Here is a 15,487-nt window from a genome sequence, read left to right as displayed (position 1 = left end):
AGTGACTCCCAACGACAGACCCCGGCCATGACTCCCTCCTTCTCCCCCAGCCCCCAGCAAAAGCTCTGGATCGAGCGTTGGCAGCGTTTTTCCGCCACCGTGGTGCGGTATTTCCACATCTACGCCGGCTGGCTGGTCGGCATCAGCTGGAAGCGTTTCGTGCTGCTGTCGCTGGCGCTGCTGATCGGCGTCAACGTGCTGAAGAACCTGCCTCCCTTCACCTGGCGCATCAGCGAGCAGGTCGAGGAGCATGACCACGGCGCCGTGCGCCGCCAGGCCAAGCTCGAGGCCGAGGCAAAGAAGGCTGCCGACCAGGCCCGCAAGGCGGTCGACAGGGCCGAAAAGGGCGGCAAGAAGGTGGCCGACAAGGGCGTTCACTACGAGGTCAAGATCGACGAGCGTGGTGTGCGCATCCAGCCCGTGCGCTCCGCAGCCTCGGCAGCCAGCGCCGCCGAAGGCGACGACGGCGAGCCCAAGGCCAACGAGGCCCCGGCCATTTCCATCGACTTCCCCAAGAGCGCCCGTCCCGAGGACATCCGCGCCGCCATCGACCAGGCCAAGGAGCAGCTCAGCCAGCTCAAGCAGGAGGCCGAGGAGGTCAAGGAAGCCCAGGAAGCCGCCGCCGACGCCCAGGCCGCCCTGCAGCAGGCCGCCGAGGAAGCCAAGGACGCCCAGAGCCGCAAGCGCGTCACCATCGTGCATGCCGGCGACTCCCTGGTCGACCTGGCCATCCTGTGGATTCTGGCCTCCGCCGTCATCAAGGCCATGTACAAGGGCCGCATTCAGGCCGAGGTCAAGGCCGCCCAGGCGGCCGAGAACGCCGAGAGCGAGGCCCTGAAGCGCCAGGTCATCGAGGCCCGCATGGCCGCCATGCAGGCCCAGGTGGAGCCGCACTTCCTGTTCAACACGCTGGCCTCCATCGACCACCTGATCGAGACCGACCCGCCGCGTGCCAGCCAGATGCAGAAGAACCTCATCGCGCTGTTGCGGGCCTCCATGCCCACCATGCGTGAGGCCAACGCCACCGCCACCCGCGACCTGGGCCGCGAGTTGGCCGTCATCAAGCCCTACCTCGAGATCCTGAAGGTGCGCATGGAAGAGCGCCTGCAGACCGAGATCGATGTGCCCGAGGGCCTGCTGTCGGCCGAATTCCCGCCCATGATGATTCAGGGCCTGGTCGAGAACGCCATCAAGCATGGCCTGGAGCCCAAGGCCGAGGGCGGCACGCTGAAGGTCAAGGCCGAGATCGTGCACGGCAAGCTGGCCGTCACGGTCGCCGACACGGGCCTGGGGTTTGGCCGGGCCGCCACCTCGGGCACCGGCGTGGGCCTGGCCAATATCCGCGAACGCCTGCAACTGCTGCACGGCAACCGCGCCAGCGTCACCGTCACCGAGAACCAACCCAGTGGCACGGTCGTCACGATCACCGTGCCCTATCGCAGCCGCAACGACGAAGGAGCCACGGCATGAAAACCCTGTTCAAGATTCTGTTCATCGGCACCGCGCTGATGGTCCTGATGGCGATGTTCGGCGGCTTTGCGCTGCTGCACCATGGCGGCCCCGACATGCACATCGTGCTGGACGACGGCGAGTTCTTCCTCGGCGGCAGCGATGTCGGCGACTGGCTGGGCGCGACCATCGGCCTGTTCGTCGCCGGCATCATCTGCGTCATCGTCGTGCCACTGGTGCTGCTGCTGGGTGTGGCCCTGCCGCTGCTCATCGTCGGCGGCGTGCTGGCCCTGGTCGTGGCCAGCCTGCTGGGCGTCGGCGCCGTGCTCGGCTCGCCGCTGATCCTGCTCGGCCTGCTGCTCTTCGTCGTCATGCGCAACCGCCGCCGCGCGAACGCGAGCAGGTCGACGCCGGTCTGAGCTAGTAGCATCGTCGGCATGAACACTGCAGCACCCATCCGCGCCGTTCTGGCCGACGACGAAAGACTGATGCGCGAGCAATTGCGCGCCCGATTGACCGAGGTCTGGCCCGAGCTGGACATCGTCGCCGAGGCCAAGAACGGCCTCGAGGCGGTCGAGCTGACCAAGGAGCACAAGCCCGACATCGTCTTCCTCGATATCCGCATGCCGGGCCTCACCGGTGTGGAAGCCGCCCGCCAGATCGCCCAAATGGGAGATGAGGGGGAGGGCTCGGGGGACGACGACTGGCTGGTGCCCGAGATCGTCTTCATCACGGCCTACGACCAGTACGCCGTCGAAGCCTTCGAGCAGGGTGTGGCCGACTACGTGCTCAAGCCCGCCGAGCGCGAGCGCCTGCAGCTGACGGTGGCTCGCATCAAGAAGCGCCTGGCCCAGCGCGAGGCGCCCTCCAACGACTTCAGCGACAGCGCGCCGGTGCCGCTGCAGCAGCTACTGCACAAGCTGTCGGGGCAGATGAACCCGGCTGGCAAGCCGCAATATCTGCAGTGGATCCAGGCCACGGTCGGCCAGGCCATCCAGATGATCCCGGTCGAGGACGTGCTGTTCTTCATCAGCGACGAGAAGTACACCCGGGTGCAGACAGCCAAGGTCGAGGCCCTGATCCGCAAGCCCATCAAGGAGCTGGTGGACGAGCTGGACCCGCAGGTCTTCTGGCAGATCCACCGCTCCACGCTGGTGAACGCCCGCGCCATCGACGGCATCACCCGCGACTTCCGCGGCCGCCAGCTGGTGGGCGTGCGGGGACTGACCGAGAAGCTCGAAGTCAGCCGCAGCTATACGCACCTGTTCAAAGGGATGTAGGTCCAGGCGCCTGCGAGGAACGTTTGCGTTGCCTTGCGGGCCGAGCGCCGGGCCGCTCCCAAGCCGGCCCGTCTGGCGATGTGCGAGCGGCTCAATGCCGCTTGCATCGCCGTCCCCTCGGGGGACCGACTGGGCTTGCCCGCGTTCAGCAGGGCAAGACCAGGCGAGGGGCCCCCTACTTCTCGACGAAAGCGCGCTCGATGACGTAGTCGCCCGGCGTCGTCGTGCTGCCTTCCTTGAAGCCGCGGATCTCCAGCATCTCCTGCATGTCTTTCAGCAGCGCGGGGCTGCCGCACAGCATGATGCGGTCGGTCTCGGGGTCCAGCGGCGGCAGGCCCAGGTCGGCCTGCAGCTTGCCGGTCTGGATCAGGTCGGTGATGCGGCCCATGTTCTTGAAGGGCTCGCGCGTGACCGTCGGGTAGTACAGCAGCTGCTCGGCAGCGAATTCGCCGAGGAATTCGTGCTGGTGCAGGTCGACCGTGAGGTGGTCGTGATAGGCCAGCTCGTTCACATGGCGCACGCCGTGCACGACGACGACCTTCTCGAAGCGCTCATAGGTCTCGGGGTCGCGCGCGACGCTGATGAAGGGTGCCAGGCCCGTGCCGCTGCCCAGCAGATAGAGGTTCTTGCCCGGCAGCAGATAGTCGATCAGCAGCGTGCCCGTGGGCTTGCGGCCGACGATGATCTTGTCGCCCGGTTTGATGTGCTGCAGCTTGGAGGTCAGCGGGCCGTCCGGCACCTTGATGCTGAGGAATTCCAGCTGCTCTTCATAGTTGGCGCTGACGATGCTGTAGGCGCGCAGCAGCGGTTTGCCCGTCTCGGTCTTGAGGCCGATCATCGTGAAGTGGCCATTGGAAAAACGCAGGGCCTGGTCGCGCGTCGTCGTGAAGCTGAACAGGCGGTCGGTCCAGTGGTGGACGGTCAGGACGGTCTCTTCGTGGAAGGCACTCATGGCGGTCGTTCTTGCGGACGGTTGGGCGGACGGTTTGGCGGGTTAACCCGGGTATTTTCGCCGGGAAGTGCTCACCCGCCGTCGCCAAGGGGTCAAGTCGCGGTTTCGATGCGCAGAAGCCTCGCTCCGGCACCCTCACTGCGCTTGACGTCCTGAGGGTTGTAAAGGGCACAGGCCTTCAGCGACAGGCAGCCGCAGCCGATGCAGCCCGTCAGCCGCTCACGCAGCTGCTGCAGGGCCGCAATGCGTTCGTCCAGCAACGGTGCCCAGCCGGCCGACAGCCGCGTCCAATCCGCCTTGGTGGGCGTGCGGCCCTGGGGCAGGGTGGCCAGCGCCGCCTTGATCTGCGGCAGCGTCAGCCCCACCACCTGGGCTGCGCGGATGAAGGCCACCCGGCGTAGCACGTGGCGCGGGTATTGCCGGTGCCCGCCAGCGCTGCGGCCGCCGGCGATCAGGCCCTCGGCCTCGTAGAAGCGCAGTGCGCTGGCCGCCACGCCGGCACGCTTGGCCAACTGGCCGATGGTCAGCGGTGCGGCGGGCTCCATGGCACTTGACTTCAAGTCCACTTGAACTTCGAGCATGGCGCCATGTTCCCACAGCCGACATTCGCCATGCTGACCAAGACCGCCACACCCGCGCCCGCCACGCTGGCCCAGTTGCACCATCTGCTCGACGCCGGTGCGGCGCTGGCGCCCACCTACCGGGGCCGACTGAGCAACCACCTGCCCATGGCCCAGCAGGCCTTGCTGGAGCTGGGCGCCTCGGCGGCGCGGCTGCAGGCCTGGACCGAAAGCTACGAAGTCCACCTCGAACCACGCGTCGCTGCTCGCCCGGGCAGCGTCACGGTCGAGCGCGACCTGGGCCGACCCGACAGCGAGACCGCCTGGCATGCTCACTTCGCGGCGCGCATTGCGGAGATCGGTGCGGCCGGCACGTTGCGCAAGGCTCTGTCCCTGCTGCTGCCTGGTGTCGGTGCCATCGCCTTCCATGGCCTGATCCGCACCGGCCATGCGGTGCTGGCCGGCCACGAGGGCGAGCTGGCCGCTGGCCTTGCGCACTGGGCGGCCCACTTCCTGCCGCTGCCGACCACGGCAGACGGCCCGCCGCTGGAACTGGCCGATTGGCTGCCGGCGCTGAGCAAGCTGTCGCGTCCGGCCTACCCGGCAGGTGCGCTGATCCACGGCCGCATGCAGGCCTGGGGCGAATCGCCGGATTTCGCCGCAGTCGCCGGGCGGCTGCGCCATGGGCCGGACGCACTGCGCGACCTGGCGCTGCTGGCGGCCCGCACCTATGCGGCGACCGGCAACTTCACCGTGCTGCATCTGCTGACGGCCAGCCACGCGATGGTGGTGCTGGAGCCCTGGTGGCCGGCGCCCCAGCTGGCGCGGGGCTTCAGCGTCGCCGCTGCTGCCGGCCTGCTGGCCAGCGGCGCCGAGCCGGCGCTGATGCTCGACCGCCCACCCAGCCGCCCCTGGCCGGCGCTGATCGCGGCGGCCTGCGAACAGGACGATGCCCATGTCATCAAGCTCACCCACGCCGCCTGGCGCCTGGGCCGGCGCTGGCCTGACCCTGCCTGGCGCCGCGCCGTCGAACGCGCAATTCCATTTTGATGGAAAACAAATTCCAGTAAACTGGATGAATGGATATCACGCAACGCATCGGCCGCCGCCTGCACGAACTGCGCTCGGCTGCCGGCCTGTCGCTCGACGCACTGGCCAACAAGAGCGGCGTCAGCCGCTCCAACATCTCGCTGATCGAGCGCGGTCAGAGCAGCCCGACGGCCGTGGTGCTCGACAAGCTTTCGTCGGCGCTCGGCGTCAGCGTCGCGTCGATGTTCGAGGCTGGTCCGGCACCGACCACACCCTCGCCGCTGGCGCGTGTAGCCGAGCAACCCGTCTGGGACGACCCGGCCTCGGGTTACCGCCGCCGCAATGTGTCGCCCGCCGGCGTGTCGCCACTGCAACTGGTGGACGTCATCTTCCCGGCCGGCCAGCGCGTCTCCTTCGAAACCTCGGAGCGTGATGCCGACATCCACCAGCTCGTCTGGATGATCGATGGCGCCATGGAGATCGGCCACGGCAGCGAGCAGTGGCAGCTGAACCCGGGCGACTGCCTGGCGATGCGGCTGGATGCGCCCATCCGTTTCCACAATCCTGGAAGCAAGCCGGCGCGCTACCTCGTGGCCTTGAGCGGGGCCAAGTCATGGCGCTGAACCTCGTCACTGTCGCTCCGGACCACACTGACGCGCGCTTGCTGCTGGACGAGTTGTCCGCTGCACTGCAGGCGATCACCGGCGACAGCGGGCGCAGCGGTTTCGCGGCCGACGACGTGCGCGGGCCGCGCAGCCGTTTCGTCATCGCACAGGACGAGGCCGGCGCGGCGCTGGGTTGCGGCGCCCTGCGACCGCTGCAAGATGGCGTGGCGGAACTCAAGCGCATGTACGCCCGCCCCGGCTCGCACGGTGTCGGCGCGGCGTTGCTGACTCATTTGGAGTCATCTGCGAGGCACTTGGGCTACCGCGCCCTGTGGCTGGAAACACGCGCCGTGAACACCCGCGCCGTGTCGTTCTACGAGCGGCATGGCTACCGGCGCATCGACAACTTCGGCCGCTACGCAGGCAACGCGGCGGCGGTGTGTTTTGGCAAGGAACTAGACATGGCCGTCACGATCAAAGAACTGGATGCGGCGCAGGCCGAGGCGCGCATGGACGAACTGGCCGTTGTGCTGCTCGACTGCGTGGCGGGTGGCGCCTCAGTGGGCTTCATGGCCGACCTGTCGACCGAACGTGCTCGGGTGTTCTGGCAAGGCGTGGCAGGGCAGGTGGCTGACGGCAAGCGGCACCTGTTCGTGGCGCTGGATGACGCCGGGCGGGTGTGCGGCACGCTGTCTCTCGTCGTCGACATGCCCGACAACCAGCCGCACAGGGCCGACGTGTCCAAGATGTTGGTTCATCGCAGCGCGCGCCGGCAGGGTGTGGCCGAACACCTGCTGCGGGCGCTGGAGGTAAAGGCTCGTGAGTTGGGCAAGACGACGCTGGTGCTGGACACCGTCACCGGCAGCGATGCTTCGCGGGTCTATGAGAGAACGGGTTGGCAGCGAGCGGGCGACATTCCGAACTACGCATTGATGCCGGAAGGGCCGTTCTGCTCGACGACCTACTACTTCAAGCCGCTCTGAACCCGATGCCTCTGCGTTCGCGGACTTCAGGCTTCGCTCGATGCTCCGCCTCCAGTTGAGCCAGGAACTCATCCGGCGTGAATGCCTCGCCGAGGATCTCGACCTGGTTGCGCACGGCCGCGAAGTCGCCATGCGTCAGGCAGTCCATCGCCACCAGCCGTGAGCGCTGCTCATCGGCCGGGGCGGCGCCCGCCTCGCGCTCGAACATCGCCACGCGCTGTTCGGGCTTGAGCGCCTTGAAGCGGATCTTGAACGCGAAGCGCCGCAGCGCCGCCTCGTCGAGGTCGTCGAAGAGGTTGGTCGTGCAGATGAAGAGGCCGCTGAAGCGCTCCATGCCGGCCAGCATCTCGTTGACCTCCGACACCTCGTAGTTGCGCTCGGCATGCTTGCGGCTGCGCAAAAAGCTGTCGGCTTCATCCAGCAGCAGCACGGCGCCTTCGGTCTGGGCCGTTTCGAACATGCGCGCCATGTTCTGCTCGGTCTCGCCGACGAATTTGCTGGCGATGTCGCTGGCGCGCCTGACCATGAGCGGCCGGCCCAGGGCCTGGGCGATGTGCTCGGCCAGGGCGGTCTTGCCGCTGCCGGGTGGCCCGTAGAAGCAGAGTTGACCCGCGCCCTTGCGGCGCAATGCCTCGACGATGCGCGGGATCTCGAAGCGGCTTTCGCAGTTCAGCAGATCCAGTGCGTAGCTGGTGACGCAGGGCCGGGCCATGCTGCTGCCGTCGTCGCGGCCCAGGGCCTTGTCGGCGTTGAGCAGCTGGCGCTCGATCAGTTTCTCGGCGTCGTCGGCCGAGCCGGCCAGCTGGGCGAAGCGCACGGCTGTGCGGATCTGCGCGGGCGTCAGGCCCGGGCGTTCCGCCAGCTTGGCGATGAAGCCTTCGCTGACGGGCACCTCGCCCAGCGCCTTGGCCACCAGCCCCTTGCGGGCGCCGGGCGGCGGCGACTTCAGCTCCAGGTGGTACTGGAAGCGGCGCCGGAAGGCCGGGTCGATCTGCTCGATGCGGTTGGTGACCCAGATGACCGGCACCGGGTTGGTTTCCAGGATCTGGTTGACCCAGGCCTTGCCGCTGACCGAGTTGCCGACCCCGCCTTCGCCGCTGGCGTCCAGCCGGTTCAGCAGCGAGGCTGTGTCGCTGGACAGCGGCGGGAAGACGTCCTCGACCTCATCGAACAGCAGGGCCACATTGGCGCTGGCCTTCAGGAAGACCTGGCTGATCTGCAGCGAACGGTAGCGGTCGCGGCCCGACAGTGAGTTGCCATCGCGGTCGGCATACTCGACCTCGTACAGATCCAGCCCCGCAGCTGCGGCAGCCACCTTGGCCAGCTCCGTCTTGCCCGTGCCCGGCGGGCCGTACAGCAGCACGTTGACGCCGGTCGCGTGCGTGGTGACGGCCTGGCGCAACAGGCCTTGCAGCAAGCCCAGGTCGTCGCTGACGAACTGGAAATCGCTGGCGCCCAGCGTGCTCAGCGTGGCGGGCCGCGTGAAGACGGCCATCAGGTCATGCGGGCCCTGGTATTCGCGCATCAGCACCGGCGGCAGCTGGTCGCTGACTTTCATCAGGTCGGCCAGGTCGGTGATGTTGTGCTCGGAGATCAGGTTCTCGACCATGCCGATGCGCTCGAGGCGTGAACCGGCGCGCAGCGCCTCGGCGACCTCGCGTTCGTCCACGCCGGCAACGGCGGCGATTGCCGCGAAGGCTTCCTGCGCGGTGTTGACCTTGAACTCGACCAGCGCCCCGCGCAGCTCACGCTGGTAGCGGGCGAGGGTGCCGTACAGCAGGATGGCCCGCTCGGCGGGGTTGAGCTGCAGCAGCGTGCCCAGCGCAGCGATGTTCTTCTCGACCAGCGTCGACTCGCGCTTCAACTGGCGGTCCAGGTACTCGCAGGTGGTGGCCAGCAGGGCCATCATGTCCTTGGGCGCATCCTTGACGTATTCGTCGAGGTAGAAGAACAGTGTGGCTTCCGAGAAGGGGCCGCTCCATTGGCCGAAGCGGTCGAGGAAGGCCTCGTCACTCAGCGCATCGTGGCCGCGCCACAACTCGTTGCCGGCGCAGCGCTGGCCCAGATAGCCGCGCAGCCTTTGCAGCACACGCGTGGGCCAGACGAGATGGCGGCCCGTGAAGGACAGCAGGCCGTTGAAGTCGCGCCGCAGGTTGAAGCGGCCGGCGTGCCTGACGGTCAGCGTCAGCACGAACTGCGAGCACATGCGGTCCAGCACCGGAGCGCTGTCCAGGCCGGGCGAGGGCAGCAAGCGGGCAGATGCCCGGGCGGCTGTCTCAGCGGCGACTCGCTTCACCATTCGATGGGCTCCTTGCGCAGCCTGCAGCGGCGGCGCGGACCCATCTTGTATCAGGCTTGGCGGCAGAGCAACGTCAGATCGGCCCCCTAAACGTTCAGTGCATCACGACCGGTTGCTGGCCCATCACGGCATAGCGCTCGATGAAGGCGTCCAGTTCGTCCTCGGAAGGCTCGCCATCGTCGATGAGGGCCTGCACGCCTTGCTGGAAGGATTCGGCCAGGGCGCCTTCGATGAAGATTTCCTTGCGGGCGAACTTGTCGACGATCTCAAAACCGCCTCGGTTCAGCTGCGGGCCGGCCTCCACCGCCTGGAGCTCGGCGTGTGGGACGTCGAACTGGACGACGATGAAGCTGTCGGAGTTGTAAAGCATGTGCATGGAGTTCTCCTTAGGGCTTCAGCTGCGGGTGAGGCCTGGTGTTTCAAGCCCCGCTTGGTTCAGATACTGGCAGAACGCCCCGCTGTTCGGGTCATCCCATAGCCCAGCAACGTGTAGGAAGCGTCAGGAGTTCACGTCGGACAGACGGATCTCGAAACCGCGCGTTTCGGGGTCGCCCTGGCGCAGGCGGACCGGCCAGTAGCCGCGGTTGGGGTCCAGCCACAGCTCCACGCCAGGGTCTCGCTCACCCAGCGGCAGGCGTCGCAGATGCAGGCTGCCGGCGTCTTCAGGCGTCGCATCCACGGTCTCGAAGCTCCATTCGCGCAGTTCGCCGCGCAATCCGGCCACCCAGACACGCCAGCGCCCACCCGGTGTCGGGGCGGCCTGCACCAGGGCGGCGAGTTGCAGCCACCAGGACAGGCGGTCCTGGGCGCCCTCGGGCAGTTCGAGCTGGGCGGGGTTGGCCGAGAAACTGACACGCCGCCCTTCGGCATCGAAGTTGATGGCCTGGCGGTCCTGACCGCCGCGCTGCAGCGCGAAGCGTTCGGGGGCCAGGCCCGCACTGCCGGTATGGCCCAGGCTTTCCAGGGCCGGCAGCGCGCGCTCGCCGATGCGGCGGGTCAGGCGCAGGCTGTAGCGGCCATCGGCTTCGGGGCGCCAGTCCAACAGCGCCTCGCCGTCCTGGCCGCTTTGGCGCAGCCGGTAGTGCCAGGCGGCTGGGCCGGCCAGGCGCAGCGGCGGGGCCTCGGGGGCGGCGATGGGGGCTTCAACGGCGGGCATCGGTGGCCTGGCGCTGGCGCGGGGCGAGCGGGCCTGAGGCAAGGGCCGGGTGGATGGGGTGGGCTCGGGCAGGGCCATGGGCAGCGTCGGCGGCTGCAACAACGCGATGCTGACGGCCCGCGCCGGCCGAGCGGCGCTGTCGTCGCGCACCCGCTCACCGCCCAGCAGCAGCGCGTGGGCGAGCAGGCTGGCCGCCAGTGCAACCGTGGCGGCGCGGGGTGAGGGCAGGGCGGCGCGCATCGCACAATGCTGCCATCACCCTGAACTCCCGCTCATGAAACTCGCCAGCTACGCCGACGGCTCGCGCGACGGCCACCTCGTCGTCGTGTCGCGCGACCAGACCCAGGCGCATTACGCCACCGGCATCGCCACGCGCTTGCAGCAGGTCCTCGATGACTGGGGCTTCCTGTCGCCGCAGCTCGAAGACCTGGCCGTGCAGCTCAACCACGGCAAGCTGCGCCACGCCTTCGCTTTCGAACCCGAGAAATGTGTCGCGCCTCTGCCACGCGCTTATGGCTGGGCCGTTGCCGACGCCGAAGGCGGCGTGCGCCGCGAAGCTGGTCAGTTCCATGGCGCGCATCAGCCTTTGAGGGCGCCGGCGGCCTGCGAGCCGGCCCTTGCCGTCATCACGGGCGACCTGGCGGCAGCGAGTGATGCCGCCTCGGCACTTGATGCCATGCGTCTGCTGACTTTTGCCGTGGACTGGCGCCTGGACGGCGAATTGATCGCCACCCACTGCGCGCCGTTGGCCGTCACGCCTGATGAGTTGGGCGAGGCCTGGGGCGCCGGCCGTCTGCAGGCCCGCCTGGTGGCCCTGCACAACGGCGCCAAGCTCGATCCGCGCGACGTGGCTGCCCTGCCCGGTGACGCACTGGCGCGTCTGGCCCGCTTGCGGGCGCTGCGCGCCGGGCAGTTGGCCGGCTCGGCCCTCGGCGCGCTGGAGCTGCCGCTCGCGCCCGGTGACAGCCTGCGCCTGGACCTCAAGACCGCCGACGGCCAGCACAGCCTGTTCGGCGCCATCGACATCGATCTCGCACCGCCACCCGCATCCGTATGAGCCAAGCCATCATCATTGACACCGACCCGGGCCAGGACGACGCCATCGCCCTGCTGCTGGCCGCTGCCAGCCCGGAGCTGGAACTGCTCGGCGTGACCACGGTAGCCGGCAATGTGCCGCTGGCGCTGACGACACTGAACGCCCGCAAGGTCTTGGAATTGGCCGGCCGGCGCGACGTGCCCATCTGCGCCGGTGCCGACCGGCCGCTGGACGTGCCCCTGGTCACCGCCGAGCATGTGCATGGCGACACCGGCCTGAACGGCGTCGAGCTGCCCGAGCCGACGCTGGCCCTGGACCCGCGCCATGCGGTCGACTTCATCATCCAGACCCTGCGCGAGCGCGAGGCCGGCACCGTGACGCTGTGCCCGCTGGGGCCACTGACGAATATCGCCCTGGCCCTGCGCCAGGCGCCCGACATCGCGGCGCGCATCCGCCGCATCGTGCTGATGGGCGGCGGTTTCTTCGAGGGCGGCAACGTCACGCCGGCCGCCGAGTTCAACATCTATGTCGATCCGCAGGCGGCCCATGAGGTGTTCACGAGTGGCGTGCCCATCACGATGGCGCCGCTGGACGTCACCCACGAGGCGCTGACGACGTCGGCCCGCATCGAGGCCATCCGCGCCTTGGGCAACCGCGTTGGCGGCGTGGTGGCCGCCTGGATGGAATTCTTCGAGCGCTTTGACGAGGAGAAATATGGCCAGGACGGAGGCCCGCTGCACGACCCCTGTGTCATCGCCTGGCTGCTGGCGCCTGAGCTGTTCACCGGCCGGGACTGCAATGTGCGCGTCGAGACCCGGAGCGAGCTGACGCGCGGCATGACGGTCATCGACTGGTGGGCCGTCACCGGCCTGCCTGCCAACGCCCAGGTGCTGCGCCATGTCGATGCCGACGGCTTCTTCGCGCTGCTGACCGAGAGGCTGTCGGCTCTGCAGTGAGTGCGTCATGAGCGAAAGCCGGGATGGTCCGGCAGGGCAAGATCCGGAACTCCATTAGTACGCGCTTGACGCATAGATGATGTGCAAACGGGTATCGACATCATTTATATCCGGTGAGACACTGGCCACTGGGGGGACACCGCAGCGCCCGGGGTGGAAGAGGCGCATCGTCGCGCGACGGCGCGTCGAGGAGACATCGATGCCGACCAGAGACAAGCTGCTGGAGGTCATCGCATTGCAGACCGAGGTGGCCGGACTGGGGCTGGACCTGGACTTGGACCTGGGGCGCCTGCTGGACCGCGTCGTCAAACGCACCCTGAGCCTGGTGGATGCGGACGGCGCTGCCCTGGAGATGGCCGAGGGCGACGAGATGGTCTACCGCGCGGCAGCCGGCATGGCGGAGGGCAGCCTGGGCCTGCGGCTCAAACGCAGTCACAGCCTGTCGGGCCTGTGCGTCGCCCAGGGGCGGGCGCTGCGCTGCGACGACGCACTGCTCGATCCGCGCTGCGACCGCGCCGCCTGCGAGCGCCTGGGCCTGCGTGCCATGGTCGTCGTGCCGCTGCGTCATCACGGCGTGACGGTGGGCGTGCTGAAGGCCATGTCCAAACGCGAGGGTCATTTCGCTGACCGGCATCTGTCCCTGCTGGGGCTGGTGTCCCAGCTCGTCGCCGCGGCCATGTATTTCGCCACCCGCTATGCGCCCGCCGAACTCTTCCACAAGGCGACGCATGACGGACTGACGGACCTGCCCAACCGCTCCCTCTTCCTGGATCACCTGCATGCCTCGCTGGCCCAGGCCATGCGGGACGGCCAGCCGCTGGCCGTCATGATGCTGGACATGAACGGCCTCAAGCGGATCAATGACGGCTTCGGTCACCGTGCCGGCGACGCGGCGCTGTTGGAGTTCGCGCGCCGCCTGGTTGGCGGCCTGCGCCAGTCCGACATGGCGGCGCGGCTTGGGGGTGACGAGTTCGGCGTGCTGCTGCGGCCGCTGGCGGCCGACGGCGGCCTGGAGGCGACGATGCAGCGGCTGGCGGCGCATCTCGACGGCGGCTTCGAGTTCGAAGGTCGGCTGCTGCAGGTCGGTGCCAGCATGGGCACGGCCTGCTTCCCCGAGGATGGGATGGATCTCGGCCGGCTCATCGAGCTGGCCGACCAGCGCATGTACCGCCACAAGCGCGGCCTGCAGCACGCCCACGCCTGAGCCGGTGGCAAGATGGCGCTCCGTCTCACCGGAGCCCGCCATGCAACGCCGCCTCGTCATCGCCAGTGCCCCCGCGCTGTTCCTGCTGCGCCCGGCCTGGGCACTGAACCTCAGCGAGGGTGATGCCAACGCCGGCATCCGCGCGGCCCTGGAGCGCGGCGCCAATTCGGCGGTGTCGCTGCTGGGGCGTCCCGACGGCTTTCTCGGCAACCCGCTCGTCAAGATCGAGCTGCCGGGTTATCTGAGGGACGCCGCCAAGCTGCTGAAGGCCACCGGGCAAGGCAGGAAGCTCGACGAGCTCGTCACAGCGATGAACCGCGCCGCCGAAGCCGCCGTGCCGGCGGCCAAGCCGCTGCTCGTCAAGGCGGTGAAGGACATGAGCGTCGAGGACGGGCTGAAGATCCTCAGGGGTGGTGACGACTCGGTGACGCAGTTCTTCGCCGTGAAGACGCGCGAGCCGCTGGGCCAGCAGTTCCTGCCCATCGTGACCAAGGCGACCGAGAAGGTGTCTCTCGCCGACAAGTACAACGCCGTCGCCAGGAAGGCCGGTGGCTTCGGCCTCGTCAAGGGCGACGAGGCCAACATCCAGCAGTACGTGACGGCCAGGGCGCTGGACGGGCTCTACCGCATCATTGGCGAGGAGGAGAAGAAGATCCGGCAGGACCCGGTCGGCACCGGCAGCGCCATCCTCAAAAAGGTTTTCGGCGGGCTGGGCTAGGGCCTGTAGTGCGCCTTGTGCCACTCGGCCAATGACATGTCGGGGTACTCGTCAAAGCGCGGGTCCCGAGGCGAGCCCTCCACCTCGACCCAATCCGCCTTGGAACCCACCATGCAATGCACTTGCTCGGGTGGCGTCGGCAACGGCGTGTCGATGGCGCTGGCATGCGGGTGCACAAGCTCCGGCCAGGTCGGGTCCCAGAGCCACAGCGCGCTGCCGCACTTCATGCAGAAGTAGCGCCGCCCGCTGCTCTTGTGCCGGCCCTTGCCTTCCTTGTTCGGCAGCTTGGCGCGGTAGATGCGCAGATGCCGCTTGCCCTTGACCTTCATCGTGTGCGTCTGAGCGCCGAGGTTGATCGCATAGCCGCCAGCGCCAGCCGTCTTGCGGCAGATGGAGCAGTAGCAGCGCATGAAAGGGACGGGCGAGTCGGCCTCGACCGAGAACTTCACGCTGCCGCAATGGCATGAGCCTTCGAGGTGCATTTGCTGGCCTTTCTGTGGGATGGCGTGCAGGAGCCCATGATGGCCGACAATCCCGGCCCTTGCCTGTTTGCTGCCGCTTCGACGGCTTTGCGATGAATTCCGATCTTCCTGATCCCGTCACCCCGTCCGAAGAACCGGCAGCCGCTGTGCCCGCACCCGTGCCTGCGCCTGAGGCCACACCGGCGGCCGCACCCGAGGCCGCGCCCCAGATCGAGAGCGCGACAGAGGTTTCCGCCGACGCCGCGCCGGCTGCTGCTGGCTCGCCCGCTGCGCCGGCGGTAGATGCCACTGCCGAGCTCAAGGCCCTGTTCCCGGCCCTGTTCACCGGCAAGCCCAAGCCTGTCAAGCTGCGCGTGCAGGCCGACATCCAGGAGCGCGCACCGGGCAAGTTCAGCAAGGCTCAGCTCAGCGCCTTCCTGCGCCGCCACACCGGCAGCACCGGCTATCTGATCGCGCTGACCCAGGCCAAGAGCCGCTTCGACCTCGACGGCAACCCCGCCGGTGAGATCACGGAAGAGCATCTGAATGCCGCCAAGGAAGAGCTGACCCGCCGCCGCGGCCTGAAGCAGGAGCGTGAGCAGGTGGAGCAGGAGCGCCACCAGCTCGAGGCGCAGCAGCGCCGCAACCGAGCCCAGCTGCTGTGGGACTTCGAGCGCACGACGCTGACCGAGGCCAACTTCTGCGTGCTCAAGGGTGTGGTGCCTGAGGAGCTGCCGGGCCTGCTGGAGATCGCTCGCAAGGAGCGCGCCGAGGCGCCGCCGGCGCCGCCGCGGGAGGT

17 protein-coding genes and 1 pseudogene are annotated in these 15,487 nt (G+C 68.3%); 12 read left to right on the top strand and 6 right to left on the bottom strand.

Going from position 1 to position 15,487, the window contains the following annotated elements:
• The first annotated feature begins 27 nt into the window (after nt 1-27).
• From AC1DW0_RS24310 to AC1DW0_RS24300, 3 genes are read left to right on the top strand one after another with little or no spacing between them, the layout of a single operon-like run.
• Nucleotides 28-1,470, top strand: coding sequence for a sensor histidine kinase (locus AC1DW0_RS24310; RefSeq protein WP_457445894.1), 1,443 nt, complete (start codon nt 28-30; stop codon nt 1,468-1,470).
• On the top strand, nt 1,467-1,868 hold the full coding sequence (locus AC1DW0_RS24305; RefSeq protein WP_457322851.1) for a hypothetical protein: 402 nt from the start codon (nt 1,467-1,469) through the stop codon (nt 1,866-1,868). Before AC1DW0_RS24310 ends, AC1DW0_RS24305 begins: the two co-directional genes overlap by 4 nt.
• An 18-nt stretch (nt 1,869-1,886) precedes the next feature.
• Nucleotides 1,887-2,729, top strand: coding sequence for a LytR/AlgR family response regulator transcription factor (locus tag AC1DW0_RS24300; RefSeq protein WP_457322850.1), 843 nt, complete (start codon nt 1,887-1,889; stop codon nt 2,727-2,729).
• 175 nt (nt 2,730-2,904) lie between these two features.
• Here AC1DW0_RS24300 and AC1DW0_RS24295 read toward each other — a convergent pair whose 3' ends face one another.
• Together AC1DW0_RS24295 and soxR are read right to left on the bottom strand one after the other, a co-directional pair.
• Nucleotides 2,905-3,681: a ferredoxin--NADP reductase gene (locus tag AC1DW0_RS24295; RefSeq protein WP_457322849.1), complete on the bottom strand. Its 777-nt coding sequence runs from the start codon at nt 3,679-3,681 to the stop codon at nt 2,905-2,907.
• Nucleotides 3,682-3,773: 92 nt separating this feature from the next.
• Complete coding sequence (gene soxR, locus AC1DW0_RS24290) at nt 3,774-4,262, bottom strand: redox-sensitive transcriptional activator SoxR (RefSeq protein WP_457389704.1); 489 nt, start codon at nt 4,260-4,262, stop codon at nt 3,774-3,776.
• Nucleotides 4,263-4,268: 6 nt separating this feature from the next.
• Between soxR and AC1DW0_RS24285 the strand changes: the two genes are divergently transcribed.
• From AC1DW0_RS24285 to AC1DW0_RS24270, 4 genes and pseudogenes are all read left to right on the top strand, one after another.
• The gene (locus tag AC1DW0_RS24285; RefSeq protein ID WP_477948524.1) at nt 4,269-5,291 is read left to right on the top strand and encodes a questin oxidase family protein; all 1,023 of its coding nucleotides are present in this window, start codon (nt 4,269-4,271) and stop codon (nt 5,289-5,291) included.
• A gap of 29 nt (nt 5,292-5,320) precedes the next feature.
• On the top strand, nt 5,321-5,893 hold the full coding sequence (locus AC1DW0_RS24280) for a helix-turn-helix domain-containing protein (protein ID WP_477948522.1): 573 nt from the start codon (nt 5,321-5,323) through the stop codon (nt 5,891-5,893).
• Nucleotides 5,884-6,258: pseudogene (locus tag AC1DW0_RS24275) on the top strand (GNAT family N-acetyltransferase); the annotation flags it as partial. The gene AC1DW0_RS24280 and the pseudogene AC1DW0_RS24275, both read left to right, overlap by 10 nt.
• Nucleotides 6,259-6,336: 78 nt before the next feature.
• Nucleotides 6,337-6,858: a GNAT family N-acetyltransferase gene (locus AC1DW0_RS24270; protein WP_457351377.1), complete on the top strand. Its 522-nt coding sequence runs from the start codon at nt 6,337-6,339 to the stop codon at nt 6,856-6,858.
• Here the strand turns inward: AC1DW0_RS24270 and AC1DW0_RS24265 are convergent.
• The 3 genes from AC1DW0_RS24265 to AC1DW0_RS24255 form a co-directional block, all read right to left on the bottom strand.
• Nucleotides 6,845-9,157, bottom strand: a complete 2,313-nt coding sequence (locus AC1DW0_RS24265; RefSeq protein ID WP_477856260.1) for an ATP-binding protein — start codon at nt 9,155-9,157, stop codon at nt 6,845-6,847. The two genes, AC1DW0_RS24270 and AC1DW0_RS24265, sit on opposite strands and share 14 nt — an antisense overlap.
• A 94-nt stretch (nt 9,158-9,251) precedes the next feature.
• Complete coding sequence (locus tag AC1DW0_RS24260) at nt 9,252-9,533, bottom strand: BTH_I0359 family protein (RefSeq protein WP_056191800.1); 282 nt, start codon at nt 9,531-9,533, stop codon at nt 9,252-9,254.
• 123 nt (nt 9,534-9,656) lie between these two features.
• A complete protein-coding gene (locus tag AC1DW0_RS24255; RefSeq protein WP_477948520.1) occupies nt 9,657-10,553 on the bottom strand; it encodes a hypothetical protein in 897 nt (298 codons plus the stop codon).
• A 34-nt stretch (nt 10,554-10,587) separates the two neighbouring features.
• Between AC1DW0_RS24255 and AC1DW0_RS24250 the strand changes: the two genes are divergently transcribed.
• The 4 genes from AC1DW0_RS24250 (at nt 10,588) to AC1DW0_RS24235 (ending at nt 14,227) form a co-directional block, all read left to right on the top strand.
• A complete protein-coding gene (locus tag AC1DW0_RS24250; RefSeq protein WP_477948518.1) occupies nt 10,588-11,370 on the top strand; it encodes a fumarylacetoacetate hydrolase family protein in 783 nt (260 codons plus the stop codon).
• Complete coding sequence (locus tag AC1DW0_RS24245) at nt 11,367-12,305, top strand: nucleoside hydrolase (protein WP_477948516.1); 939 nt, start codon at nt 11,367-11,369, stop codon at nt 12,303-12,305. The genes AC1DW0_RS24250 and AC1DW0_RS24245 overlap by 4 nt, the downstream gene beginning before the upstream one ends.
• A 199-nt stretch (nt 12,306-12,504) precedes the next feature.
• Nucleotides 12,505-13,509 carry a diguanylate cyclase domain-containing protein gene (locus tag AC1DW0_RS24240; protein ID WP_477948514.1) on the top strand — a complete coding sequence of 335 codons (1,005 nt, stop codon included), beginning with the start codon at nt 12,505-12,507 and terminating at the stop codon, nt 13,507-13,509.
• Nucleotides 13,510-13,549: 40 nt separating this feature from the next.
• A complete protein-coding gene (locus AC1DW0_RS24235; protein ID WP_056191809.1) occupies nt 13,550-14,227 on the top strand; it encodes a DUF4197 domain-containing protein in 678 nt (225 codons plus the stop codon).
• Here the strand turns inward: AC1DW0_RS24235 and AC1DW0_RS24230 are convergent.
• Nucleotides 14,224-14,709, bottom strand: a complete 486-nt coding sequence (locus AC1DW0_RS24230; RefSeq protein ID WP_477948511.1) for a GFA family protein — start codon at nt 14,707-14,709, stop codon at nt 14,224-14,226. The genes AC1DW0_RS24235 and AC1DW0_RS24230 overlap by 4 nt on opposite strands.
• Nucleotides 14,710-14,801: 92 nt before the next feature.
• On the opposite strand from AC1DW0_RS24230, the gene AC1DW0_RS24225 reads away from it, so the two are divergent.
• On the top strand, nt 14,802-15,487 hold a 686-nt coding region (locus AC1DW0_RS24225), incomplete at its 3' end, for a ProQ/FINO family protein (RefSeq protein ID WP_477948509.1).

The organism is Roseateles sp. P4_D2 (assembly GCF_056401875.1).
Note: the sequence above shows the minus strand (reverse complement) of the source record. Positions and strands in the feature narration are given on the sequence as shown.